The organism is Stygiolobus azoricus (assembly GCF_009729035.1).
Taxonomy (GTDB): domain Archaea; phylum Thermoproteota; class Thermoprotei_A; order Sulfolobales; family Sulfolobaceae; genus Stygiolobus; species Stygiolobus azoricus.
In genome coordinates, this window is the sequence record NZ_CP045483.1 from 1,465,231 (window position 1) to 1,482,155 (window position 16,925).

Sequence of the window (16,925 nt, forward strand, 5' to 3'; positions counted from 1 at the left end):
TTTAAATTCTTTTTATTCAAATCTCCACGTGGTCTTGTCTTTAGAATCCAATAATTTTATCCCAGCTTTACTCAATACATCTCTGATCTGATCGCTAAGATCATACATCTTCTTTGCCCTGAGTATATTCCTGACCTCGACCACAGCGTCAATAACCTTGTTCAAATTGTCGTAAGCTAGATTGAACTCTTCATCCATAACGCCATAAACATAGTTAAACTGCCTAAACGCGTCTAAGGCCAACATAGCCCCCATGAAATCTTCTGAGGTTTGTATCTCGTTAAACACAATGGTAGCTATTTCATGGATATAGGATAGTGCTGTTGCAGTATCAAAGTCTTCGCTAAGAGCTTCGTGGAACTTTTGTATAAGGCTGATAATTTTTCTCTGGGTTTTAACTTGTTCGTCATTGGAGTAATATTTTGGTCCAGCCTTTATGATCCCCCTTAATACGCCCATTGCGTCTTTTAACCTCCTCAGGGATGTGGATGCTTGGGAAAGTGAGTCTTCACTAAAATCTATTGTGTTTCTATACTTGGCTGTCAAAAACCAATACCTGAGAGTATTAGTTCCCCATTTCTTGATTGCCTCGTTCAAGGGAATAATGTTCTTTAAAGATTTACTCATCTTCTCCTTATTGATGGTGAGGTAAGATACATGAACCCAATACTTTACCCATGTTTTGCCCAATAATGCTTCAGACTGTGCTCTCTCGTTTTCATGGTGGGGGAAAACTAGATCTACCCCACCACCGTGAATATCGAACTGCTCTCCCAAATACCTCGTAGACATTGTAGAGCACTCTATGTGCCATCCCGGTCTACCCTTCCCCCATGGAGACTCCCAATAAGGCTCACCGGGTTTCCAAGCTTTCCACAAAGCGAAGTCGTACGGGTGTCTCTTCTCTTTCATGAATTCTTCTCCCTGATTCCACTCCTCCTTTTTCGTCCCCGATAAAAGACCGTAACTGGGGAAAGTATCAACATCGAAATACACGCTACCACTGGGAGCTACGTATGCATGACCTTTATTAATAAGCCCTTGGATGAACTCGGTTATCTCCTTAATATGAGTTGAAACTCTAGGATGTTGATCTATTTCTACTTTGAGCTGACCCATAGCGTCGATATAGTCCTTTAGGTAAAAGTCTACTATTTCAGTCCAATCTTTACCCGTATCTTGAGCTTTCTTAATTATCTTATCGTCAATGTCAGTTATGTTTTGGACTCTTATTACGTTGTATCCTCTTAGCTTTAAGTATCTTACCATCGCATCGAAGGCTACAAAAGTCCTACCGTGACCTATGTGAACGTAGTCATAAACTGTGGGACCACATACGTACATCTTAACCGTATTCGGTTCTACTGTTTGAAGTTCCTCTAGTTTTTTTCCCATAGTGTTGAAAATCTTAATCATGATAACTCCCTTTCAAATGCCTTATATGTTATCTCCCTTATTTTAGGAATTAACCTTAACTCCTCCGGCTTTAATCCCATAAGTTCTGCCAATTTCACAGATGTAAAACCAGCTAATAGAAACATACTTGAGATAATTTTTAATGGCGAAGAATAAAACGGTCTTATAGTAATCGCATTGATTAGCTCAGCTGTCTTCTCGTCAATTATATCTGAAGGGAAAACTACTGGCTGAAAGTGAAATGGATAGTTCTCAGAATAAAGTTCTATTTCATTATGGTTGGCTTCGGGTAATTGAGAAAAGAAAGCTGGATATTTTGCGTTCTCATTTACCTCTTGCTTAAACCTTTCAGCTATCGGTAGTAAATCAGAAGCGTAAAACACTGGGATCTTACCTTTAATTTTTGAAGCAAGGTCAGTTGCAATCTCTTTTACCTTGGCTTGACTCTCCGTAACTCCCTCCAAAAGCTCCCTTTCTTTATACCCCACACCTAAAGTGTTGTTTATTAGTTTAATAAGATAAGTGAAAATGTAAGGGAATACGTACCTGGTCTGAAGACCTCTAGGAAGGATTAAAAAAGGGTATCCTTTTGCTTTCGCATATTCTAACAATTTTCCTCCGCTAGTTATAATCACTACCTTTCTTACACCTTGCCTTTCTGCCTCCTTTAATGCAACGAGTGTCTCAGTAGTATTTCCGGAATAACTCACAGCAAAGACTGTAGTCTTCTCATCTACTTTTACCTTATATCCCCTAAATACCTCATAAGGGACGGGTAAGGAAAGAAGTTTTAGTGCTTCTCCAGGGATTCCGCTTCCTCCTATACCGAAATAGGCTATTTTTTCGGACTTTCCTAATTCATGAACTTGACTGTTTAGAGCATCGGAAAAAAAGTCAGCCCATCTCTCATAAATATTATTCACTTTTTACCACCATACTAAGATTCACTGATGGTGGGTTTGTAGCTATAGAGACATTTATACTTTCGACTCCTATCTTCTTAAGATTTGGTCTCAATTCTAAAACTCCAGAGGATATTATTAAGGAAGCTAATGAGATATACTCTTCTAAGTAAGGGGATACTTTACTCTCCGTTGTTAATAACGAGATGTTAGCTGGCTGAAATATGTAAATAAATATTATGTTGATCCTTTGGGTCAAAAGTATAAAACTAGCAAGGGCTTCATCCCATTTCTGTGAAGATATAGAATCCTCAAACTTCTTTAGCAAGTCCCTTTGTTTCTTCGTCTCAGCCCTTAGGAATTTAACTACCTCGTTCTCGTTAAACGACAGAGATGTAGCACTTAATTCATCTAGCTTCTTAATTAAATTATCGAAGAGTAGAGCTTTCTCCATAAATGATATTACAAGATACAATATAATAAGGTCTTTCTTCATTTAATAGATAATATGGAGAAATTAGTCGTAATAGGTGGCGGAGCCGCTGGAATGAGTGCTTCAAGTAGGGCTAGAAGATTAAAGCCACAAATGGAGATAGAAGTCTTCGAAGCTACGAAAATGGTAAGCCATGCCCCTTGCGGAATTCCTTATTTCATTGAAGGATTATTTGATGACGAAAACTTGTTTATGACATACACCCCCCAGTTCTTTATTGAAAACAGGAAAATCAACGTGAGAATCAATACAAGAGTGACAGAGATAGACCTGAGTTCCAGAGTAGTGTACGCCGAAGGAAAAGACGGTAAGATGAAAAGTGAATACGATTATTTAGTTATAAGCACTGGGTCTAAGCCGAAAAGGCTGCCGAGTGAAGGGAACGACAGAGTGTTCTATATTCACCATCCGGCCGAAGCTGTGAGCTTAAGGCAAAAGCTGTGGTCTCTTAACACTATCGCAATAATAGGGGGAGGAATATTGGGTGTTGAAGCTGCAGAGGCTTTAACACAGAGGGATAAAAAAGTACTCCTCATACACCGTGGCGAGTATTTGTTAAATAAAAGTCTAGACCAAGAGTTAGGAAAAGTCATCACGGATAGAATTTCAAGGGACGTTGAGTTGAGACTTGGAGAGAAAGTTATTGAGATCAAACAAGGGGGAAGACTGATTATTACAGATAAGGGAAAATACGAGGTGGACGGTACTATCGTAGCAATAGGAGTAGAACCTAACGTAGATCTGGTAAAAGACAAAATCCAACTAGGAACAACAGGAGCAATAAAAGTAGACGAGTACATGAGAACGAATTATAGAGAAGTTTACTCTGCAGGTGATAACACAGAAAGCGTTAACATAGTAACAGGGAAGCCTTACTGGGTTCCTTTTGCTCCGGTTGCGAACAAGATGGGTTACGTAGCTGGTAGTAATATTGGGGGAGAGCCGATGAAATTCCCTGGTGTCGTTAACACACAAATTACGAAGTATAAGGAGTATTACATAGGTAGGGTAGGACTTCAGGAAGAAGAAGCTAAAAAGTATGGGTTTCACCCAGTTTCTGCTACAATAACCGGAAAGACAAGAGCTAGGTATTATCCCGGTGCAAAAGACATTCATGTGAAAGTCATAGCCGACGAGGAAACTAAGAGGATTCTAGGGGCTCAAATCGTAGGCGAAGAAGAAGTGCTAGGGAGGATAGACATGATGGCAGCTGCAATCATGAAAGGGTTTACCATCGAAGATACGTTCTTCATAGAAATGGGTTACCTACCGGCAATATCAAGAGTATGGGATCCAGTCATCGTAGCAATAAGGAAAATAATGGAAGATTGAGAAGAGGTAATACCCATGGGTAATACGCCATATTTAAATATTTCGTCAATTAAGTTAATCAAAGCATGAGTAATACTTATGAACTTACTGTAATACTCGACGAGGTAATACAAAAATACATTAGGGAGTACTTTAATGTATATAGCGTAGACCCCTCCTTAGTTGAGAGTCCAGCTACTTTAGCTTCTAATGACATCCTAACAGAGATAACACCTAGGAAATTAAACGGAGAAGTCTTTGCTGTTGACAGCAGTAGCAGAAGTTTAACTTCCGCTGGAGGAATAATCAGCATAGTGACACTCGGGGTTTCTTCGTTATCCAAACCCTTATATGGCGCCTATCCCGGACTCTTCGGAATAAGTAACCTTGATCTAAACAAGCCTTTTATAGCCCTTGCGTCTTCTTCTTTCTCCAAGGGTATTAATGCATATTTATATTCATCAAAATACGTAACTACTGTCTCCCTTGACGGAGCACCATTTCAGTCAACAACTGAGCCGGAGAGAATAGAAACAGAGTTGAGGGCGATCCTTGAAACCGAAGCTTTGAAGAAGTTGAAAAACAAAGGATTAATTATCGTAGATGGACCTCTTTTTCCCTCTTATACGTTCCTACCGGAAAAAGTTAAAAAGAATATTATAAAAGAACGTGTTAAAGTCCTAGACCAAAACTACATAGGAGTAGTGAAGAGACTTGATAAATCCGACTTATTGGTTAGATCTTTGTCCTCCAAAGCCACGGAAATATTAGCGAAATATAAGGTTGATCCTAGAGGGTTCATTTCAGATGAGGCTTTCTTATTTCAACTTGTAAGGTTTAACTACACTCCTCCCTATCCTACATTGAGTGTAGGTCCTCTAATTAAGGAGGTAACAGAAGGAGTTAAAATATACGTAAATTATTTAATTTACCCGATACACAAATACATTCCTAAGTTCTCCCTCTTGAGAATCGAGTCATTCACTAGAGATGCAATAGAGAGAATATCGTCACTAAAATTTACACTAGACGGTATACCCATCGTCCTAGCATTAGCCGACAAAACAGCAAAAGAACTTTCTTCGGGAATATTACGTTACATAGCATTCTCACTTGAACGTATAGGACTACAAGAGAGCTTCAGAGGAAAGTTTGAGGTGCTAAACGTTGTCTGAGGACATTTCCAATACTATTAAAGATAAGATAGAAAAAGCTAAAGCCCTAGCTATAACTCTAGGAGTCATTGTCGGGAGAGTAGCGAGAAGTATACCGAATAAAGTTGATGAAGAGAATTACATTACTAATGTAATTATTGACGCCACGACTTATTATAAATACCCTTTCCTCGGCAAAGTAGGGGTGTTATTAGGTGCTGTCGATATTAAGTCCTTGTATTTCGTATTACTTAGGGTAGTTGGCTATGAGAGGAGCGATGTTTCATCCCTGCTTTTTTCAGACTCCCCGATAATCTCGTCGAATGATACTGGTGAAGAAGAGCCTGGCTCACTGATCTCAAACGTAGTTGTAAAGTGTGAAATGTTAACCAAGGTAAACGTATTAGAATCTACAGAACCTGAAGCTGCAGATATCGTAATAGAACCTCAATCCCCTGTCATAATCCCTCAACCTGAGATAATAGAAAGATCTCTAGACACTAACCGGGGTCTATTGAAACTAGGCTACTTAGATAACCAGTCTAGTCAAGTTAAAGTAGCAATAAGCTTAGATGATCTAAATTATCACATGTTACTTTTGGGAACTACTGGAGCTGGAAAAACCTCATTTGTTAAGGACTTAATAGCAGGGATTTACAAGGCTGCTGATGATACTAGAGCGTTAATATTCGACGCTACCGGTGATTATTATCACATTTTCCTTCCTCCAGATAAAACAAATAAGACTGTGAAACAGAGCGTGAGCATGTTCGAGTCACTCTACTCACGAATGACTGGAATAGACCTCGGGATAATTTACCCTGTAACAAAAAGGTGGTTGAAAAAATATACTAACGGTAAAAAAGACCTCTTATCTATCACTACGGCCTACTATAAGTTGTATGTGGAACCCATAGTGAGATACTTAGAGAGAAAAGGATATACGTTCTACGTTTCTGTAGATAAGGGGAAAATAGTAATATCAAATAGCGAGTGGAAAGCTGAGACCGAGATCTATCCTTTTTATTTCAGGTTTAAGGAAGCTAGAAGTATACTACCTAGGCTTAATCCATACTTCTCAGAACAAGCAACGCAGTTCCTTAAGATCTTGATGAAAAGGGAAGGAAGAAAGTACGAATCGCTCTCAGACCTTATTGAAGGTTTCGAAAAAGAGGATCTTGAACATATAAGCATCCATAAGAGCACGAAGGAAAACATCTTGAGGGGGCTTTATTTACTTAAGGAGACTGGCCTTTTCGATGTAGGTGCCGAGAGGGTGCCCTTATCGATCATCCTCTCAAACAGTAGTAAGAAAATTCTAGTATTTGATTTATATAATAGCGAAATAGACGATTTCTCTCAGAAAATTCTCACTTACTACATGCTTGACAAGATATTTGATGTTAGAGAGAAACAAATGAAAAGCGGCCTCTTGAAGGATAGAATAATACTCATAGTTGATGAGGCTCATAAGTTCTTCCCTTCCGTAAAGGGAGGAGAAGAAGACGCAAACTACGTAAGGAGAGTAGCAGGAAAAATAGCAATGATGATGAGACTAGGGAGGAGGAGAAAGATAGGGTTTATATTTTCAACACATAACCCTGCGGATTTATCTGATATTATTGTCCAATTGGCAAACACAAAAGTTATATTCAGGATAAAAGCTGAAGTAGCTGAGGCAATGGGATTATCAAGAAGTGAAGCTAAGACTCTTAGCTGGGAGAAAAACGGGGTAGCCTATTTGATCTCCCCTTGGCTTAGGGAGGGGAAGGTAAAGATAAAAGTCCCAGTTCCGCCACCACTTGGGCATTACGATTTGTCAAAGGCGACGTGAAATGGGAGAGCTGGAATTAGTCATTAAGAAAATGAAAACTAAAGGAGACAAAGAATCTGTTATAGAATTCCTTAAAACTCTGATGAAATTAATACCGCCAACAGACGATATCGGGATTTCCTTAGCTAAAAAAGGGACTCACGAATATATTTTAGATAGAAGAGGGCTTGCTATAATAAGCCTATCCGAAGACGAGTACCTACCCTTTTTCTCAGCATCTGAAAAGAGAGTTGAATTGGAGAGCTTACCTGAGGACGTTGCTAAAAATATAAAGAATAATTGGAGGAACATACTAGATCAACTAAGAGATTATGTGTTAGATTACAGTAAAATTGATAAGAAGTATTTGAAAGTAGTAGATGAGATAACAGATGCAGTTTTTAAAAATCTCTGACACCAAAGTAACGGCTATTAAAGTCATTCATTACGAACACACAAATTACATGGGCAGATTACACGGAGGTGACATGCTGAACTTTCTAGTCGACATAGGGATGTTATCAGCGATGAAAGTAGCTAAAGGATTAGCCGTACTGGCTTCTCTTGATGACGTCATCTTTAAGAAACCTATCCTCCTAGGCGACATAATAACAGTTGAAGCTGAAACGGAGTATGTAGGGAATACATCAATGGAAGTAAGTATGAGAGCTGTAAAGGGGGATGAGACGTTAGTGGAAGCTACTGGAGTTTACGTTAAGGTGGACGACCTCCTTAGACCGACGGTTGTTGATACGAAAATACAACCTGATAACGAGGAAGAGAAGAAAAAGTACGAAATTGCATTGGAGAGGAGGAAAAACAGAAAAGTTAACACGTCTTCAAGGTATAACGTAAGCGATCCAACAGAGGGACTGACTTATAGACTTATATCAACAATCTACGTGACGCCGGATATGACTTATGACGGTAAGATAATATCCGCCGGAAAGATGCTTAAAGTAATGGACGACTTGGGCGGAGCCTTAGGTCTAAACTACATAGGTTATGAGGGGTACGGAAAGGGTGATACAGTAGTCACTGTTTCGGCTAATAGTATGAGTTTTTACACTCCAGTCAGATTGGGAGACATTCTGGAAATGAGAGCTGGGATTAGTTACGTGGGAAACACCTCCCTCGAGACTACTATAAACGTAATTAGAATAGATCCCGAAAACATGAGTAAAGAACACGTAACTACCGCTTACTTCAACTACGTCAGGATAGACAACTCTGGAAGACCGGTAAAGCTGAAACCTCATATACCACAAAACGATAAGGAAAAAAGGATCTTCGAAGAGGCTTTACTCAGGCGGAAGAAGTTACTTTCACACTATTGATGTAATCATAAAACATGAAGAAGGATATTACAAAACCGAAGAAGGATATGAAATATGCTTGGGAAATAGAATGAGGGTTTACGAAGGCTGAAAGTATACTACCAGCAGCACTAGCTAAGTTTTCCCCTGCGTTAAACAATCCTATTATAGCGCCTCTGTTTTTACTTAAGTTCTTGAACATAAGTGAGAAGAAAGCCGTACTGTATATAGGATAGCTGGAACCAAATACTAGAAATACTGGCATTATCCCATAGGATAAGTTTATAGAGAAAAACACTAAGAATCCTAGCGCTAGAACTATCGACGACCGTAATGATATCACTGAGAAAGCATAATACAATTCGTTATCCTTTACCATCTGAGGTGATTTGTAATAAACATACTCGTCCAAAATGTACAATGCGGTATATGAGAGAAAGTAAGTCCAAGATGGTACTTTATAGATCGTAAGGAGAGGGATAAACATAACGTAAAAAATCTCAGCAGAAAGATTGAACATAGAGAATGATATTAGAGGCTTTAACAGTATCTTAAACTCTCTTATTCTCTCGTTTTTATCCTCCCTTATTTCACCCTTATAACGCGGGATGACTATCGCATTTATCACAGTACCAAGTGCAAATAAGATTAAGGGAATTTCGAAATGAGGTAAAACCGCACCGAGGATACTACCTGCTATATTCCCAGCTAATGAAAGTTGAGAAAGTCTAGAATTGCCTACAACAATCGTTTCAGGCGTTAGTTGCTCTAAGAGAATAACTGAGTATAAAGGAGAATCGAGTGCCGAGAAAAACCCTACTAAAGAGTAGCCTAGGAGGCCGAACGATGTCCTAAATATTATAAATGAAATTAACAAACCACTTAGTGGAAGTAATATAGTGTAAAAGTATCTCTCCCTACTCTTGTCTAAAAGAAGTCCCCATATATAGGAACCTACTGCAACAGCTAAGTTATTCAGTGTAATACTAAGACCGAGTAAAGCTGTTGAATGTGTCTCATTATATAGAGAGATAGGGTACAGAAGGGAGAGCATTGTAAGCCCAGCAACAATAAACGCTTGACCTATGAATACCTTCACGATTTTTTAGTTAGGAGTGATAAACCTAAAAGATGTAGGGCTTAATTTCATTATCCTTTCGCCCTTCATATTTCATATGGAGTTTATAGCCCTCGTTATAGCAATTTTTACATATTTAATGATAGCACTAAGGAGTATTACGAAAATACCCCCTTGGGCGTCAATGTTCTTTGGTGGGGTATTAATGATTGTAACGGGAGTTATAAGCGTAGATCAAGCTTATTCTAGTATCAATCTAGATGTTATAATATTCCTCATAACTATTTTTACCTTTTCTTCAGCTCTTGAAATCTCTGGTTTCCTGAGATATTTAGCATATAAATTAGTGACAAAATATAGACAACCAAGGAAGATAATATTTTTTATACTTCTCTACTCAGGTCTCCTTTCTAACCTTGTGACTAATGACGGAGTTGCCTCGAGTTGGACTCCAGTCATGTTAGAAGCTTCTAAGGCCATGAATATGGACGAACTCCCTTTCTTATACACTCTAGCTTTCGGAGTAACAATTGGAAGCGTTATGATGCCAACTGGAAACCCTCAGAACTTACTTATCCTACTTGAGGCACATGTACCTTTTTTATTATTTATAGGAATACTAATCGTCCCGACATTCGTTAACCTAATTTTATCTTATCTTGTTATCGTTTTCTTATTTAAGGACAAGCTAAAGAACGTCGTAATTGACGATATAGAACCAGTAGAAATTAAGGACAGAAGACTGGCATATCTGTCATTAATATTACTCATAATAACTGTACTACTCTTCCTCGCCTTAAGCGCACTGCGAATAGATATAGTTTTAGGCTCGCTAGTCACCTCTTCTCTTCTTCTCTTTATGAGCAAAGAGAGGAGAAACATAATCCAAAGAATAGATTGGAGTACTATTCTCTTCTTTATAGGACTCTTTATATTCACAGAGGGACTCTTCCAAGGCGGAGTAATCAATCTGCTTTACAGCTTCATCCCCCCTCCAACAAATGTACTGACTATAATGGTATCAAGCATAGCCTTGAGTCAGGTCCTAAGCAACGTACCGTTAGTAGCTATATACATACCAGAAATGCAACAGCTAGGAGTCGCTAGTATAATAAACTGGTTAGCTTTAGCGGCAGGTAGTACTATAGCCGGAAATTTTACAATATTAGGAGCTGCTAGTAACGTGATTATATCAGAAGCGTCAGAAATAAGAGGAGGAAAAAGTTTCAATTTCTTTGAATTTATGAAATACGCGACTCCGGTGCTCTTGGTTAATTTCACAGTCCTCTACTTGTTTATTTCTTTGGCTGGAACAGCCTTGATACAGCTACTAGCTGCATCTCATTAGTACCTTCTGCGATCTCCATGATTTTAGCATCTCTATATAATCTCTCCACTTTAGATCCTCTGTTAAGACCGTGGCCGCCAAATATATGAAGGGCTAGTCTTGTCACCTCTGTTGCAGTTACTGCAGCGTAATACTTAGCCATTGAAGCCTCTGTAAGTGCCTCTAATCCTTTATCAAACATTGAGGCAGCTCTCCAGGTTAGAAGCCTTGCAGCCTCAACTTTTATGTAAGCATCAGCTAGGTTAAAGCCGATCCACTCCTGCTCTATTATTGGCTTTCCGAACTGCTTTCTGGTCTGAGCCCTCTGGATTGCCTCATCTAAAGCTCCTCTTGCAATTCCCACAGCAATTCCTGCATATCCATTTCTTCCGATCATCAGGGCCTTTAAGGCTCCTCTATACGCATCGCCTTCTTTTCCTATTATACTGTCTTTCGGAATCCTAACGTTGTTGAACTTGACATATGACACACCAGCACCTCTGATACCCATTAGGTCGAGCTTATGAATTTCAACACCGGGCAATTTGGAGTCTACAAGAAGTAAGGATATTCCTTGCCTGTCTCCAGGATTTCCGCTAGTCCTAGCTAATACTACCATCTTTGTAGAGAACGACGCGGCACTAGTGAATATTTTCTCTCCGTTGAGGACAAGCTCATCTCCATCAGGCTTCGCCGTCGTTTGTAATGCGCCTAGATCAGAACCGGCTTGTGGTTCTGTTAATGCTACGGCGTATATTTCCTTTGCCTTTATTCCTTTCTCTATCCATTCTTGAGCTGCATCACCCCCTACTGAAATCAAGAGTTGTAAAGCGTTGTGTTGTGTATGTAGAGAGTGAGAAGCACCTCCGCTCTCAGCTCCTAATTCCTCCGTAGCTATTGCGAATGCAACTTCCCCTAGACCGAGACCACCATATTTTGTGGGCTCCTTCATGCCTAGCAAGTTCATTTCAGCTAAATCTTTCAGTATTTTATCTCCACCTTCGTTGGTATCGTCCATATATTTAGCATATTCTCTAACAGTTTTCTGAGCATATTCTCTAATTTTATACCTATACTCTTCTAATTCCTTACTTAATTCAAACATGGCTATTTAGGTATAAAGAGTTTAAGTGATATAAAATTTTAGAGGGAATAAAATTAACGATATCTGACGTCTTTTCATTCGATCAGAGTTAAATAGAGGGAATTATTATATGTAATCAGATGGGGTATCTAGCCCTCTGACTGCCTCGCAGAGGGCTGTGTGAGGAGGGCTTCCTGCCGTGAATATAATATACTTACTACAAGTAGTGTTAACTCTAGTAATGCTAATTCACACATCGATTCTAGACATCAAGACCAGAGAGGTTGACCTCAAGGTTTGGCTAATTTACTCACCGTTAATACTATTCTTATATTTCGATTATAAGTTAGTTATACCCTTTCTCTACTTATACTCTGTCATAACCACTAATGTTATGATTTACGTGTTTTACAGACTGGCATTAATGGGAGGAGCTGATCTTTTCTTATCAGTTATACTCTCCTTAGGTAACGCCGTAGTCTATCCCTTTTTCTTTCCGAAACTCTCAGAAGAGGGAATCGAACCTTTAGTAATCCTTCTCTACGCCTCACTCTTGATAGGAATAACAGCCTTAGGTAATATGATAAGAAATCTCGGTCATATAAATGGAGACCTACCGTTTACCACCAAACTTAGCTTAATGATATCTGGAAAGAGGATTAAAGTCAGGGATTTTCTCAATTCTAAGTTTCTTTTTCCCCTGACACAGATCGATGAAAAAGGTAATGTCTCATTGAGGACAACTTTTTCTGTAGATGAAGACGATGCAGAGTGGAGGAAGAAATTTCAGGAATACGTGAATAAGGGAATAATTAAAGAGGATGACGAAATTTGGGTAGTTTGGGGAGTCCCAGTCATTCCTTTCATATTAGCCGGGTATGTAATTAGTTTAATAATAGGTTTGCCGATTTAGGAGGAAAAATAGTTTTAAAGAAAAATCATATTTTTACTATGATATATATCATGATTAGACCTATTAAGCTCAGAATTGCTATCCCCAATGAAGGGTAAACGTAAATAGGATTTGAATCCGAAGACCACATCATGAATGAGCCTAAAAGTAAGATTTGTTGAATAACCAGAATAATGCCTAATCCTAAAAGCACTGCTGTAAGTTTGCTCCTTACAACACTCCTAGTAGATACTAATTCATACGATACCAGTAATGCCAAAATCAACGATATAATTACAATACCAATGTTAACTATCCAAATATGAAACATTATGATTAGTAATCTGATAGAGTTTCCTTTTAAGTTTTTACCAAAATTCAATTCTTTTGACCATATTATTAATTGGTATAGTGAAAATAGTTCTTTTAAGAATTTGACAAATCATATGTATATTCTTAAATAAAAAATAATAATATGTATATATACTTCTATTCCTGCAAACAAATTAATTTAACTCTATTAAACTTTTACAGTTACGCACTACTTAGTCCGTAAAAACGTTCATGTTATATGTTTTAAAATTAGAGAGATATAGCGGACCCGCCGGGATTCGAACCCGGGACCACCGGCTCTCTTACCGGCCCCATAGAAGGCCGGCGCTCTATCCTGGCTGAGCTACGGGTCCAGGTTCATAAATCATGAGTCTCACATAACTTAAAGGTTTTTCGGTATATTATATGGTACAAATTAAAAACGCCCATTACTACTTAATGAAAACAAGTTGAACTTCTCCCGATTTAAGCCTTTATCAATAATTAGTATCAGTAATATTCTTATCGTTCATTTATTATTCTTTTTATCGATATTTATCACATGCCTTGGATTTCAACAAAATCAGCAGATAAATTGGTTTTCGGTCAAGTCATTAAACTAGAAATAGGGAAAGTAATGAGAGTCGAAAGCTTTAAGGGAGACCGTTGGGTAGAAATCACAAAGATTAGAGAAGACTTGTTCAAGATAGTAGAAAGCGGATTTAAGAAGACGACTTACGAGAACGTATCTGAGAAAGACCTGAAAAACTTATTGAAGAGAATTTTCGATGAGGAATTCCCCAGAAGTCATCAACTTAGAGTGTCAATTCACAGTAGCTAATTCACTCGTATTCACGCCATACTTTTCCACACTTAGTACACTTGTAAAATCTCGTAGGAGGCTCGTCAGCACTTCTCGTCTGTAAAATCCAGAAATAAGCCTCATCATTACCACAAGCAGGACAAGAAACACCCTTAGTTATTTGTGCACCAGTAGGAGGAACGTCGCTCTCCAAGACCAACGTTTTCTCTTTAATAGAGTGCTTAACTGTCGTCGTTATCTTAACTGATTGTTGCCCTGCCACTTCCTCGTAACCACACTTAGGACATCTGTAAAGTGTCTTTCCTCCATCTTTCTTAGGTACCATAATGGAGCCACATTTGGGACAGAACTTCATAATAAAGTCACCAATAGAAATACCTACTTACGCCATAGTTTATTTAATTTTCTTCCAATTTGCTCAGCCAAAGAGTTACAAATTTCGACTTCTTCTCCACTATCAACAAAGGTTTTAACTTCCTCCTTAACACTTGATGAATTAAAAGAATTAATAACCTCTTCTTTACTTTCCCCGAAAAATATTTTTTCTAGAAAAAACCTCTAAATATACATACAATGTATAACTTGTCATGATAAGACGAGACAACCGCTTTTCTAGTTTCCTTTTTCAATACTCTTAACCTCTTCAATAAACTTGTTAGCATAACTCTCGGCAAGTTCAATAGCCTTCTTCAAAGCCTCCCTTGGCTTTATAGTTCCGTCTGTCATTGTCTTTATTATTATACTGTCTATCAGAGGGTGAGGTTGCGTATAAGAGGCGAACTTTACTCCCGGTACCATTAAGAGCATACCCTTTAGTAGGTTACCTAAAGTGTGATCCTCACCGTCTATTTGTACTTCTAAATACTCATCCGTTTCCTTAAGGATTTTAACTTCCACCTTTCTTCACCTGAAGTAGAGCTATTTTTCTAGACTCAATATTACCACAGTTGGGGCACCTTAAATGTTCTTCGTCATGTTTAGTCATTTTAGTACCGCATATCGAGCATTTAGCGTAAACAACACCCAGATCCCTCTGTTTTAGAGTTAACGCTATAGGGATTGTGGAGTTTAAGGGCTTAGCCCTTATTATATCTCCGACCTTAACAGCTTCGGATATCGAGTTTAAGTACTTGTTATTTATCTGAGAAATATGTAGGTAACCTGTAATAGACTCTGTCTGTTTATCCTCAATACTATAAATGTTTACTAGGGCTGAGTCTTCCTTAAGCCCAACTACAATTCCTAGCACATACTTCGCCTTTTTTATCATAACAATTCCAGGTCTCTTAAAGGCGATCGAATTTACCTTTCTATTTATCATATCGTAAAACGCTTTCCCTACGACACTGGAGTAAACCTTTCCGTCCTTCTCGTAAGTCCCTTCGCTCGGTACGAATTCCTCCAATACATTCAACTCGTCACCCGGTAACAATAATTCTCCTTGCTTTCTCAACACTCACATCACCAAGGGAATATATATTTATCTAAATTACCAGCTATAATCATTTTCGCTTCCCCCGGAGTTAAAACCGGTTTCTCATAATCGTACAAATCGTCGATAGGAAGTCTAGGACAAGAAGTTACGACAAACGTGTCGATCTCATCATTGTCTACGTTTCTCAAGGTGTCCTTACTCAAAGACCTATTTGTGACTACGAATACTTTATATCCTCTTTCTTTTAGTTTCTTCTCAAAGTACTTAACCATCAGAGGTCTGTTCTGACCAGTTTTCACTCCCTGAATTATTACCCACGTCTTTGCATCTAATGCTTTCAATATCTTTCCGTATCTGACCTTAAGGATTTTATAAACTTCACTCGTTAAGTCCTCATTTCTTTCGGTATAAGGATCAACCTTAATTACAGGCTTTCCAGTAGCAAGACCTACGCCTAAAGCGTGAAATAGACCTCCTGAGATGTTAAGATATACGTCAGCCTCTACATTCAAAGCTGCTTTATAGTCACAACCCAGTATTTGCCCATCATACATAAAAGGAGAAGAGGGTTTTCCTACAACCACATCAAATTCCTGAAGTTTTGTAGCCAGTTGCTTGATCAAGTGTACATGTTGTATGGTCGAAGTTATAGATACTCTTCTCGCTTTGTATTTTTCTTCAAGAAGGGATTTCAAGTTCGCTACTTGCTGGTCACTTATATAAAGATTACTTCTGACTTCGATGAACACGGTAGGGAACTTAGGGTAATACCAAGTATATGGTGTATGACCATAGTGAATTATTAGATCTACTTTAAGCGTAGTAGCCTCGTCTTCGGCTATATCACATGCTCCCCAACTGGGTTCAGTAGATATGAGAAATTCTATATTCGGTAATTTTTCTTTTAGCTGTTCAACCACTTGTAATGAAAAAGGTTTTAAACCCTCCGGAAACTGAAGAAGAACTCTTTTTGCTCCTCTATTCTTTATTTCGTTTATGGTTTTCTCTATTTCAAAGTTATAATTCACTGTGCTGGTGCCTCTTTCTTTAACGGCACGATCTCGATCTTAGTCCTAATTGATATTTTGGACTGTGCCATCTTTAATGCTTGTTTTGCTATATCTACGTGTTCCTTCTTAACTTTAACGAACATTATGAGGTCTCCTAACCTTTCTATTCTAGCTGCTGTACCTATGGGCTTTCCGAATGAAAGCCTCATACCATCCTGTAATCTGTCCGCTCCTGCAAAGGCCATCATTTTGTTTTCCCTCAAAACATGGTGGGGATACTTAGTAACAACCAAATAGAAGTTCGTTTCTGAGGCTAATTTCTTCGTTAAATACTTTAACGCTAATACACGTGCGGCTTCTAAAGCGTTATGCCTTATTTGCCCTATCTCACTACTGACTAGTCTTAATTCGTAATCGTAATCATTATTGGGATTACCCATAGTGAATTTTGTTATTTTAGGCATTGGTACTCCAGGTATGTACTCCTTTCTCGTATAAGCTGGGCCGGAGAAGTGCCTGTAACATCTTCCAGGTCTTAGTGGCATAATTACACACTGTC

The 16,925-nt window shown here is 38.5% G+C and carries 19 protein-coding genes and 1 tRNA gene; 8 read left to right on the top strand and 12 right to left on the bottom strand.

Annotated elements, in window-relative coordinates:
* Nucleotides 1-12 precede the first annotated feature (12 nt).
* From cysS to D1868_RS08070, 3 genes are read right to left on the bottom strand one after another with little or no spacing between them, the layout of a single operon-like run.
* The gene (gene cysS, locus D1868_RS08060; protein ID WP_156007252.1) at nucleotides 13-1,416 is read right to left on the bottom strand and encodes a cysteine--tRNA ligase; all 1,404 of its coding nucleotides are present in this window, start codon (nucleotides 1,414-1,416) and stop codon (nucleotides 13-15) included.
* Nucleotides 1,413-2,339 carry a bifunctional phosphoglucose/phosphomannose isomerase gene (locus D1868_RS08065; protein WP_156007254.1) on the bottom strand — a complete coding sequence of 309 codons (927 nt, stop codon included), beginning with the start codon at nucleotides 2,337-2,339 and terminating at the stop codon, nucleotides 1,413-1,415. Before D1868_RS08065 ends, cysS begins: the two co-directional genes overlap by 4 nt.
* On the bottom strand, nucleotides 2,332-2,772 hold the full coding sequence (locus D1868_RS08070) for a hypothetical protein (protein ID WP_156007256.1): 441 nt from the start codon (nucleotides 2,770-2,772) through the stop codon (nucleotides 2,332-2,334). The genes D1868_RS08065 and D1868_RS08070 overlap by 8 nt, the downstream gene beginning before the upstream one ends.
* A gap of 54 nt (nucleotides 2,773-2,826) precedes the next feature.
* Here D1868_RS08070 and D1868_RS08075 point away from each other — a divergent pair, with 54 nt between their 5' ends.
* The 5 genes from D1868_RS08075 (at nucleotide 2,827) to D1868_RS08095 (ending at nucleotide 8,426) form a co-directional block, all read left to right on the top strand.
* A complete protein-coding gene (locus D1868_RS08075; RefSeq protein ID WP_156007258.1) occupies nucleotides 2,827-4,143 on the top strand; it encodes an FAD-dependent oxidoreductase in 1,317 nt (438 codons plus the stop codon).
* Between the two features lie 65 nt (nucleotides 4,144-4,208).
* Nucleotides 4,209-5,297, top strand: coding sequence for a DNA double-strand break repair nuclease NurA (locus tag D1868_RS08080; RefSeq protein ID WP_156007260.1), 1,089 nt, complete (start codon nucleotides 4,209-4,211; stop codon nucleotides 5,295-5,297).
* The gene (locus tag D1868_RS08085) at nucleotides 5,290-7,110 is read left to right on the top strand and encodes an ATP-binding protein (RefSeq protein ID WP_156007262.1); all 1,821 of its coding nucleotides are present in this window, start codon (nucleotides 5,290-5,292) and stop codon (nucleotides 7,108-7,110) included. The genes D1868_RS08080 and D1868_RS08085 overlap by 8 nt, the downstream gene beginning before the upstream one ends.
* Nucleotide 7,111: 1 nt before the next feature.
* Nucleotides 7,112-7,504 (top strand): hypothetical protein, encoded by a 393-nt coding sequence (locus D1868_RS08090; protein ID WP_156007264.1) that lies wholly within the window; start codon nucleotides 7,112-7,114, stop codon nucleotides 7,502-7,504.
* Nucleotides 7,482-8,426: an acyl-CoA thioesterase gene (locus D1868_RS08095; RefSeq protein WP_156007266.1), complete on the top strand. Its 945-nt coding sequence runs from the start codon at nucleotides 7,482-7,484 to the stop codon at nucleotides 8,424-8,426. The genes D1868_RS08090 and D1868_RS08095 overlap by 23 nt, the downstream gene beginning before the upstream one ends.
* On the opposite strand, the gene D1868_RS08100 is transcribed toward D1868_RS08095, so the two are convergent.
* Nucleotides 8,395-9,504, bottom strand: coding sequence for an MFS transporter (locus D1868_RS08100; RefSeq protein WP_156007267.1), 1,110 nt, complete (start codon nucleotides 9,502-9,504; stop codon nucleotides 8,395-8,397). The genes D1868_RS08095 and D1868_RS08100 overlap by 32 nt on opposite strands.
* A gap of 76 nt (nucleotides 9,505-9,580) precedes the next feature.
* On the opposite strand from D1868_RS08100, the gene D1868_RS08105 reads away from it, so the two are divergent.
* Complete coding sequence (locus tag D1868_RS08105; protein ID WP_156007269.1) at nucleotides 9,581-10,831, top strand: SLC13 family permease; 1,251 nt, start codon at nucleotides 9,581-9,583, stop codon at nucleotides 10,829-10,831.
* Here the strand turns inward: D1868_RS08105 and D1868_RS08110 are convergent.
* On the bottom strand, nucleotides 10,779-11,915 hold the full coding sequence (locus D1868_RS08110) for an acyl-CoA dehydrogenase family protein (protein ID WP_156007271.1): 1,137 nt from the start codon (nucleotides 11,913-11,915) through the stop codon (nucleotides 10,779-10,781). The genes D1868_RS08105 and D1868_RS08110 overlap by 53 nt on opposite strands.
* Before the next feature lie 220 nt (nucleotides 11,916-12,135).
* On the opposite strand from D1868_RS08110, the gene D1868_RS08115 reads away from it, so the two are divergent.
* Entirely contained in the window at nucleotides 12,136-12,807 is a 672-nt protein-coding gene (locus tag D1868_RS08115; protein ID WP_196770309.1) for an A24 family peptidase C-terminal domain-containing protein, read from the top strand.
* Nucleotides 12,808-12,832: 25 nt separating this feature from the next.
* Here D1868_RS08115 and D1868_RS08120 read toward each other — a convergent pair whose 3' ends face one another.
* A complete protein-coding gene (locus tag D1868_RS08120) occupies nucleotides 12,833-13,117 on the bottom strand; it encodes a hypothetical protein (RefSeq protein ID WP_156007275.1) in 285 nt (94 codons plus the stop codon).
* Between the two features lie 265 nt (nucleotides 13,118-13,382).
* Nucleotides 13,383-13,472: transfer RNA gene (locus tag D1868_RS08125), tRNA-Arg, on the bottom strand.
* A 188-nt stretch (nucleotides 13,473-13,660) separates the two neighbouring features.
* On the opposite strand from D1868_RS08125, the gene D1868_RS08130 reads away from it, so the two are divergent.
* Nucleotides 13,661-13,939, top strand: coding sequence for a hypothetical protein (locus tag D1868_RS08130; protein WP_156007277.1), 279 nt, complete (start codon nucleotides 13,661-13,663; stop codon nucleotides 13,937-13,939).
* A gap of 1 nt (nucleotide 13,940) precedes the next feature.
* Here D1868_RS08130 and D1868_RS08135 read toward each other — a convergent pair whose 3' ends face one another.
* The 5 genes from D1868_RS08135 to D1868_RS08155 form a co-directional block, all read right to left on the bottom strand.
* On the bottom strand, nucleotides 13,941-14,276 hold the full coding sequence (locus tag D1868_RS08135; RefSeq protein ID WP_156007278.1) for a transcription factor S: 336 nt from the start codon (nucleotides 14,274-14,276) through the stop codon (nucleotides 13,941-13,943).
* 257 nt (nucleotides 14,277-14,533) lie between these two features.
* Nucleotides 14,534-14,818, bottom strand: a complete 285-nt coding sequence (locus D1868_RS08140) for a DNA-directed RNA polymerase subunit L (protein ID WP_156007280.1) — start codon at nucleotides 14,816-14,818, stop codon at nucleotides 14,534-14,536.
* A complete protein-coding gene (locus tag D1868_RS08145; protein WP_156007993.1) occupies nucleotides 14,808-15,374 on the bottom strand; it encodes an exosome complex RNA-binding protein Csl4 in 567 nt (188 codons plus the stop codon). The genes D1868_RS08140 and D1868_RS08145 overlap by 11 nt, the downstream gene beginning before the upstream one ends.
* 8 nt (nucleotides 15,375-15,382) lie before the next feature.
* A complete protein-coding gene (gene dph2, locus D1868_RS08150) occupies nucleotides 15,383-16,384 on the bottom strand; it encodes a diphthamide biosynthesis enzyme Dph2 (protein WP_156007282.1) in 1,002 nt (333 codons plus the stop codon).
* Complete coding sequence (locus tag D1868_RS08155; RefSeq protein WP_156007284.1) at nucleotides 16,381-16,911, bottom strand: 50S ribosomal protein L16; 531 nt, start codon at nucleotides 16,909-16,911, stop codon at nucleotides 16,381-16,383. The genes dph2 and D1868_RS08155 overlap by 4 nt, the downstream gene beginning before the upstream one ends.
* Nucleotides 16,912-16,925: the final 14 nt, after the last annotated feature.